Here is an 8,752-nt window from a genome sequence, read left to right on the forward strand (position 1 = left end):
TAATAGATTCTTTCAATTTGTTTATATGTAAATATTTACTTGAATATAGGGGGCTGTAAGTATGACAGATATATTTAAAGATCCTGTCTTACATTATAAAAACTTTAAAATGGGAACCGAAATCGAAATTGCGGGTACATTTATTTATAATGGGATGAAAGAGCTTGAACAAATTAATTTATTTGATATTGAAAGTGAAATGTTCATGCTTCTTTATAATTTAGCTGTTGGCATTGAGAGGCTACAGAAGGTAGTAATCGTATTATCTGAAAATATTGAGGATATTACAATTTTTGAGGATAGCTTGAAAAGTCACAATCATCAAAAACTACATAATCGTATTTTAAGAAATGGTATTGCTATTAGATTAAGTACGAGGGAGAATGCTTTTCTACAATTATTAAGTATCTTTTATGATAAGCATAGATACGGTAGATTTCATGTATCAACGGAATTGAAAGCAGAAAAGTTAGAATTATCGAGCTACATTCGTAAGAGTTTTAAAGGAAATTATGAAGAAGATTTATTCTCAGGAAGCATCCGAAATAACGAAGAACTTAAAGATTTTTTTGGTAGAGTCATTGGTTCAATTTCTAAAAAGTACTATATAGAAATTGAACGCTTAGCGAGGATGCAAAGTATTTACACGTATGAAGTTAGATATGGTTCCAAGGCTGAAAAAGTATTTATACAGGAATTCAGAAAAAACTCATTACAAGAACAGAATATAAACGAAAAAATAGCAGCAAAAGAGTTAATCGTTTTTTTAATGAAGACAAAAGATAAAAATCCATTCATCCGATATATCAATGATATTGAACCTTTAGATTTTGATATTGCAATGGCTAATGATTATCTGGAACAAGTCATAGCTGGAACCATTTCGCAGGAGTTAGTTAGTACTGTAGAATATGAATATTTAGAGAATGATTATTCTGTAGAAAGAGTTAGGCAAATGGATTTAATAGGAAATAGTAATGTTCATTTTGATTTTGCTCAAATTTATAGGTGTAACGGTTTATTGAAGTGTTTTTTGAATAATGAAGTAGAATGCTATACATTTGCTAATGAATTTTTAGAAGAAGTATCATATTTAGATGATGATTATGGCAATAGCATCTTAAAAGAAATGTCGGTACTTTTTCGAAATTTCCTTAAGCAATATGAGAATGGTATAGATACGTCGAAACAATTAAAAGACCAATTTCATGAAATATATGAAGAATTTAAGGAGTTTTATTGTCTTCATGACATTCAGCATGAAGAATAGAAAGAAATTACTCAAAAGGATAATTTAGAACCGGAGCAGCCGTTTTAAAAAACATATTCTATATACCACCGAATTCCTTACAAGCCTCTAAAATTAGAAGGGGCTTTTTTGTGTTTTCGGCTATAATATAAGGTGAGGTGATTCATTTGAATATCGAACAAATAGAATCTGCATTACAGGGTGCATTTAGTGAGCCGTTGAAAAGTGGCGAGCAGCGTAAAATTGTATTCTGGGTAGATAAGGATCAAGAATTTATTGATGAAATTGATCAAATGACAATAGATGGTGTACACATACAGAAATTAACGAATAACAATCAATTTTATTTGAAGCATTTATTAGAGGAAGAAGACACGCAATCACATTATTTGGTTTACACGAATTTGGAATTGAATTCGGAAGAAAATTGGTTGTACGATATTATGTTATATTCGAAAACATTTTTTGCAGACCGTATTTCATTAATTATTAGTGACTTGCACATTGATCCATCAATGCGAATGATTATTAAGAAATATGAAAAGTTCTTCAACAATAAAGAACGCTTCAAGAAGTTTCAGGCCTTTGGTTTGACGAACTATACAGAAGAATCGATTGAACTTGCGATTATGAGCGTTCTTTGTGGCATTAAAACACCAGATTTTGAATCGGTCTTAAAAACGGTGCTAATGGATACTCTAGAGGATACTGAAAATAAATACATCGCACAGATGGAGAAGTTCTTTGATTTAGCTGCTTTTTGGAAACATGTAGAGCAGCTTTATGGCTATGAGCGTGAAGTAAAGACATTGAAAACATTATTTATTCATTTGAAGGTTACGGCACTTAGTCATGCAATGAAAGAGGAATATTTAGGTGGATTAAAGGACTTTATAGCAGTTCGTAATCGCACGAATTCATTAGTATTCATCGACCATTGGCGACACCATAAAACGGATTACGCTGTATTTGATGAGTACGCAGCATTAATTGAGCAAGAAGTGAAATTAGCAAGCATCATTCAATCGATGCCTGTTGAAGAATTCAAGCAAGTAGACATTTTCCCCTATTTTGATAAGGCGATTATTATTAAAATTGCGAATAGCTTGTTAGAGAATTTAGAGGACTTTGAAAATTATACAAAGCTAATTAAGCTGCGTAGAGCGAAGCATTATTATGAGCAATTCACATTTGTTTATGATGCGTTGTACTATACCGTAAAAATGCACGAGTTTTACAAGGAGCATAAGCAGGGGCTTATGCAGGGTGAACCAATTGCGATACATGATGCGTATGTGAAAGAGTATTACGCTATGGATATGTATTACCGTAAATTTTATGTTGCTTTTGATGAGGCTAGTAATAATGAATTACTTAAAAAATTGAAATCACTAGTAGAAAACCTTTATACGAATTGGTTTGTGGCAGAGCTAAGTACGAATTGGTCACAGGCTGTGAAAGCTGAGATGGCAGAGGATTGGTCATTGCCAGGCGTGAGAAGTCAACAAAGCTTTTATTCGTCAGTTATTGCCCCGCATATCCGTAAAGGTGAGCGAGTGTTCGTTATTATTTCTGATGCGATGCGTTATGAAGTTGGCGTAGAACTAGCAGAACGACTAAATGCTGAAACAATAGGTGATTGCGATGTAAGTACATTACTGGGTGTAGTGCCCTCAGTAACAAAATTAGGGATGGCGGCTCTGTTACCTCATCGTAAGCTTGATTTTGATGCAACTGGTCGAGTAATGATTGATGATACGGATTCATCTGGTTTAGAAAATCGTAAAAAAATACTTGAATCGTATGTGGAAGATAGTATTGCCGTGCATTTCCAAGATGTGTTAGATATGAATAAGGCAGGACGTAGAGAAGTCTTTAAAGGGAAGAAGCTTATTTACTTCTATCATGACACGATTGATGCAATGGGTGATAAAGCTTCTACAGAAATCTATACGTTCAATGCCGTTGAAAAAGCGTTAGATCAATTATCCACTTTAATAAAGGTGATACGTGATGATTTAAGTGGTTCGAATGTTTATATTACAGCCGATCATGGTTTCTTGTATCAACGTGAAGAGCTTCCTGATAGTGATAAATTGGCGAAGGAGAAGATGGATGTAATCGAAGTGAAACGCCGCCATATTTTATCGAAGGAGCAGCGTGAACTAGAGGGGCAAATTGCCGTGGATTTATCTACAATTGTTCAAAATGAAGAGGCATTAACGGTTTATTTACCAAATGGTACGATTCGCAATCGCCTGCAAGGTGCAGGTGTAAACTTTGTACACGGTGGAGCGAGCTTACAGGAAGTGGTTGTTCCCTTGCTAACATTTAAAAATAAACGTGCTGGTCAAAAAGGTGTACAAGCGATTCAGAAAGTGGATATTAAGCTAACAAATACGATACGAAAAATTACAAACAGCATTTTTAACTTAGAGTTTTTCCAAACTGAAAAGGTAGAAGATAAGCAGATTCCACGTACCGTTTTAATTTATATGACGGATGATGAGGGAAGCGTATTATCTAATGAAGAAACAATAATTGGGGATCGAACATTTGATAAACCTGAAGAGCGTACATTTAAACTGCAATTTGTATTAAAAAGCATTACGTATGATCGTGCAAAAAACTATTATTTAAATATAAAAGATATGGAAACGGATGTTGTAATCGAAAAAATACCGTTTTCAATTAACTTAGGCATTGTCAGTGATTTTGACTTTTAGTAAAGAGGTGTGAACATGTGGACGAGGTTTCGACACTAAATTTAGATAAAAAATTAAATGAACATTTTGCTGGTCGAGTGGTGCGTAAAGATTTAACAAAGCTTATTAAAGAAGGGGCAAACGTACCTGTTTATGTATTGGAGTATCTATTGGGTATGTATGCAGCTACGGACGATGAGGCAAGTATTCGTGAGGGCGTAGAGCGAGTGAAGAAAATTCTTGCTGAAAATTTTGTGCGACCAGATGAAGCAGAAAAAATTAAATCAAGAATTCGAGAGCTCGGTCAATATTCCATTATCGATAAAGTAACAGTTGCTTTAAATCCTAAAATTGATACGTATGAAGCAGAGTTTTCAAACTTAGGACTTAAAGGCGTTCCAGTGCCACCAAGCTATGTGAAAGAGTTTGATAAGCTTCTAGTGGGTGGTATTTGGTGTATGGTGAAAATTGATTACTTCTTTGACGAGGAAGTACGTAATATTAATCCATTTAGTGTGAGTAATTTAAAGCCAATTCAAATGCCGAATATGGATATCGTAGAGGTTTTTGAGGGGCGTAAGCAGTTCACAAAGGATGAATGGATTGATGTGTTAATTCGTTCGACAGGCATGGAGCCAACGCAGCTTGAAGACCGCGTGAAATGGCATTTATTATTACGCTTAGTGCCTTTGGTGGAAAATAACTATAATATGTGTGAATTAGGACCACGTGGTACAGGTAAATCACATGTATATAAAGAAATATCACCGAACTCAATATTAGTATCTGGAGGTCAGTCAACCGTTGCCAACCTTTTTTATAATATGTCTACACGTAAAGTAGGTTTGGTTGGTATGTGGGATTGTGTCGCATTTGATGAAGTAGCTGGCATCCGTTTTAAAGATAAAGATGGTATTCAAATAATGAAGGATTATATGGCGTCTGGATCATTTGCACGTGGTAAAGAAGAAAAAAATGCATCCGCATCGATGGTATTTGTCGGCAATATTAATCAAAGTGTAGATGTTCTTTTGAAAACATCTCATTTATTTGCCCCATTCCCACCTGAAATGGCGAACGACACCGCTTTCTTCGACCGAATGCATTATTATATGCCAGGCTGGGAAATTCCTAAAATGCGTCCAGAATTCTTTACGGATCGTTATGGCTTTATTGTAGATTATGTTGCTGAATTTTTCCGTGAGATGAGAAAGCGTTCCTTTGCGGATTCAATTGACCGTTATTTTAAATTAGGTAATAACTTAAATCAGCGTGATACGATTGCTGTACGTAAAACGGTGTCAGGCATAGTGAAGTTACTATATCCACATGGTGAATTTACACGTGAGGATATTGAAGAAGTCCTGAAATATGCTTTAGAAGGACGCCGCAGAGTAAAAGAGCAGCTGAAAAAAATTGGCGGTATGGAATTTTATGATGTAATGTTTTCTTATTTAGATAAAGAAACGATGCAAGAAGAGCATGTTGCTGTTCCTGAGCAGGGCGGTGGAAAGCTTATTCCAGAAGGGATGTTACGACCAGGGCATGTCTATGTTGTAGGTCAAGCACTGACAGGTATGATAGGTGTCTATAAATTAGAAAACCAAGTTGTCAGTGGCACAGGCAAGTTTGATAAAGCTGGTATAGGCTCTAATCGAGAAGTAAAAGAAAGCCTTGATACCGCATTCCGTTATTTCACTGCCAATAGTAAGAGTGTCAGCAGTTCGATTAGTACCAAGACGAAGGATTATTTAATGCATCTTACAGACTTACAGGGTATTGGATTAACTGCTCAGGTTGCAATTGCAGAATTAATCGGTCTTTGTTCAGGAGCGTTAGAGAAACCTGTACAGGAAGGTCTTGTGATTGTTGGAAATATGACAGTAGGCGGGACGATTTCGAAAGTCGAGGAATTAGCAAATATTCTTCAAGTTTGTGTAGATGCAGGTGCGAAGAAAATTTTGCTACCAGCACCATCAGCAGGAGACTTCTATACAGTACCATCAGATTTAATTGTAAAAGTTCAACCAATCTTCTATTTAGATCCGATAGATGCGGTTTATAAGGCATTAGGGGTGAGTTGATTAGTTTTAAGTATTGGTGAATTAATGTATTTTTGATGATTAATATTTGTAAGTAGTAAAAGATTTAATAAAATTGTATTTAGTATTATTGGGGTGAAACAGAAAGGGGAATAGGAAGTGGCAACGACAATCGAAGTGAACAAACAAAGTGTTAAACAATTATTAGAAACAGGAAAAGTTAATAAGTTCATTATTCCTGAGTATCAACGTCCATATGCTTGGTCAGATGAACAAATTCAAACGCTCTTTGAGGACTTAGTAGAATATACAGAAAATAATAACGAAAGTACTTATTTTCTAGGAACAATTGTTTCTTATGAAAATGAGAATGGCGAACAAGAAATTATAGATGGTCAACAGCGAATTACCTCTTTGTTTTTACTACTACGTGCACTTTATTCAAAACTAAATTCAATGACAGAAACAAAAGAAGTTAAAAACTTTAAGGGACAAATTGAATCTGCATTGTGGGAACAGGATGAATTAACTGCTGAGGTCGATTTCGAAAAAACACTTATTGAATCCAGAGTAATGAGAGACGAAGGAAACAAAGTTTTTTCAGAGATACTTATTACAGGCAATGTTGAGGGTTTGGCTAAAGATAACTATTCGTTAAACTACAAATTATTTACAGAGCTAATAGAGAAGTATGCTACAAGTGAGCCAGAGTTGTTTTTCTGGTTCATTCGAAATGTACTAAATAAAGCGATTTTATTACCTATTACGGCAGATTCCCAAGATACAGCATTAACAATTTTCTCCACTTTGAACGATAGAGGATTAGCTTTATCAGATGCAGATATTTTTAAAGCTAAGATTTACAATCAGTTAGATACTAATGGGAAAGCAACTTTCATTGAGCAATGGCAAAAACTTGACGATGAAGCAACTAATGCTAATGAAAGTATTCAAAAACTGTTTTATTATTATATGTTCTATTTGAGAGCGTTAGAAAATGATAGAAATACAACAACACCAGGAATAAGAAAATACTATTCTAGAAATAATTTTGAACAGTTATACAAGAGCGATGTGATGACAAATTTGAATAAGTTACTTAACTTATGGCTTGTAGTGAATAATCGTGTAGAAATTGAAGATGAAGAATGGTCGAAAAATATTGAGATTAAACAAGTACTGGATATATTAACTTCATATCCAAATGAGTTTTGGAAGTACCCAGTTGTTATATATTATCTTAAATACAATGATTCGGACGGTTTCGAAGAACTATTTTTAAAATTTATAAAGAAACTACTTGCAGTTTTGGCAGCGAGATATATAGTTACTCCCACTATTAACGCTGTTAAGAGAGGAATTTAAAATTTAAACTCCGAAATTATCAAATCTTCAGTTCCAACATTTAACTTTCCAAGAGTAAGTGAACAAGAATTAAAAGATAAAATCAAGCTCGCTCATCGTAATACAGTTCGAATGATATTAAAGATTCTAGCTTATCAAAATCAGAAGGACCTACTTCCTGAAAAGTGGGAAATAGAGCATATATTGCCTCGAAAATGGCAAACAAATTATTTTCCAAGTAACTCTGATAGCGAAGTACAAGAATTAGTAGAACATATTGGAAATAAGATTCCATTTGAGAAAAAACTAAACATTATTGCAGGAAACGGTTATTTTAAAAAGAAGCAACAAAGCTATGAAAAATCAAAAGTCCAGCTATTGCTTAATCTTTCTAACCAGTATAAGGATTGGGGATTAAATGAAATTCGAGAAAGAGACATTCGGATTTCTGATGAGCTATTAATCATACTTAATGATTGGGGCTTAAATCAATGTGAAATACCTAATCAGGAAGAATCCACTCCAGTTCCAACCGCTGAAGAATTAAAAATAATTGAAGAGTTTAAAAGAAAAGGTTTAATTTAAAGTGTACTGCAAATCACGTTGATTATCTTATTAACTGTATATATTCGATTTATCCAACTTATCTGATTTCCAATTAGATTAGCGTGGATTAAAAAGAATACTAATCAACTTATAAGACAACATTGCCGAGAATAGCTGGTAGAAAACCCTATTCACAAACTATATTAGGCTTCTATCCTACATCGTACATGGTGTAGGATTTTTAATTGCTCATTTTCTTCCAGGAAACAAAATTGCCTTGCTTCCACTAATCTATTTATCTTCTTCAATCACTCCGTTTTTCCTCTCTAAAAATGTTAGCTAAATAACATTGAAAATAAATTTAGGGGTAAAGTATATTTTTTTGGAATAGTTTCTCTTTGAAGTTTGTAGAATGAAAAAGTTGCTTGAAATATAAGCAGCTAAGAAAAATAAATAAGAGGCTGATTTGGCGTAAGAAAAAACAGTAATCCGTTATAAATGTCAACACCAATATGTACATTTTTGCTCGTTTAAGGATGTACAAAATTACTCGTTTTCCGAGGTTAAATGATGCTTTAATCGGTATGAATCACCGACGATTGAGACAACGCTTGCGTGATGTAAAATACGATCTAAAATCGCATTCGCTAGCTTTGGTTCAGGGAAAATTTCATCCCACGATTTGAAGTTCACATTCGTTGTGAAAATTGTGCTACGTTTCTCATAACGGGCATCAATAAGCTGGAAAAACAGTTTCGCATCCTCTGGATCAATAGGTAAGTAACCAATCTCATCGATGATTAATAATTTATATTTTGTATAATGTTTTAAACGACTCTCTAGCCTGTTTTCTAAACGGGCTTTTT

General features: G+C 34.2%; 6 protein-coding genes. 5 read left to right on the forward strand and 1 reads right to left on the reverse strand.

Translation table 11 applies throughout. From position 1 onward, the window contains the following. Positions 1–61 precede the first annotated feature (61 nt). The 5 genes from ACYQ73_RS26500 (at position 62) to ACYQ73_RS26520 (ending at position 7,925) form a co-directional block, all read left to right on the forward strand. The gene (locus ACYQ73_RS26500; RefSeq protein ID WP_460015195.1) at positions 62–1,270 is read left to right on the forward strand and encodes a hypothetical protein; all 1,209 of its coding nucleotides are present in this window, start codon (positions 62–64) and stop codon (positions 1,268–1,270) included. 137 nt (positions 1,271–1,407) lie between these two features. Beyond that, positions 1,408–3,975 (forward strand): BREX-1 system phosphatase PglZ type A, encoded by a 2,568-nt coding sequence (pglZ, locus tag ACYQ73_RS26505; RefSeq protein ID WP_460015196.1) that lies wholly within the window; start codon positions 1,408–1,410, stop codon positions 3,973–3,975. Between the two features lie 17 nt (positions 3,976–3,992). Further along, entirely contained in the window at positions 3,993–6,038 is a 2,046-nt protein-coding gene (gene brxL / locus ACYQ73_RS26510) for a protease Lon-related BREX system protein BrxL (RefSeq protein WP_460015197.1), read from the forward strand. A 117-nt stretch (positions 6,039–6,155) separates the two neighbouring features. After that, on the forward strand, positions 6,156–7,361 hold the full coding sequence (locus tag ACYQ73_RS26515; protein ID WP_460015198.1) for a DUF262 domain-containing protein: 1,206 nt from the start codon (positions 6,156–6,158) through the stop codon (positions 7,359–7,361). A gap of 81 nt (positions 7,362–7,442) precedes the next feature. Next, on the forward strand, positions 7,443–7,925 hold the full coding sequence (locus ACYQ73_RS26520) for an HNH endonuclease family protein (protein ID WP_460015200.1): 483 nt from the start codon (positions 7,443–7,445) through the stop codon (positions 7,923–7,925). Between the two features lie 507 nt (positions 7,926–8,432). On the opposite strand, the gene ACYQ73_RS26525 is transcribed toward ACYQ73_RS26520, so the two are convergent. Continuing rightward, on the reverse strand, positions 8,433–8,752 hold a 320-nt coding region (locus tag ACYQ73_RS26525; RefSeq protein WP_460015199.1), incomplete at its 5' end, for an ATP-binding protein.

Source organism: Lysinibacillus sp. CTST325 (genome assembly GCF_054665055.1).

What these genes read in the sequence shown, in the direction of transcription:
- ACYQ73_RS26500 (WP_460015195.1), top strand. Translation starts at nt 62, where the DNA reads ATGACAGATATATTTAAAGATCCTGTCTTACATTATAAAAACTTTAAA.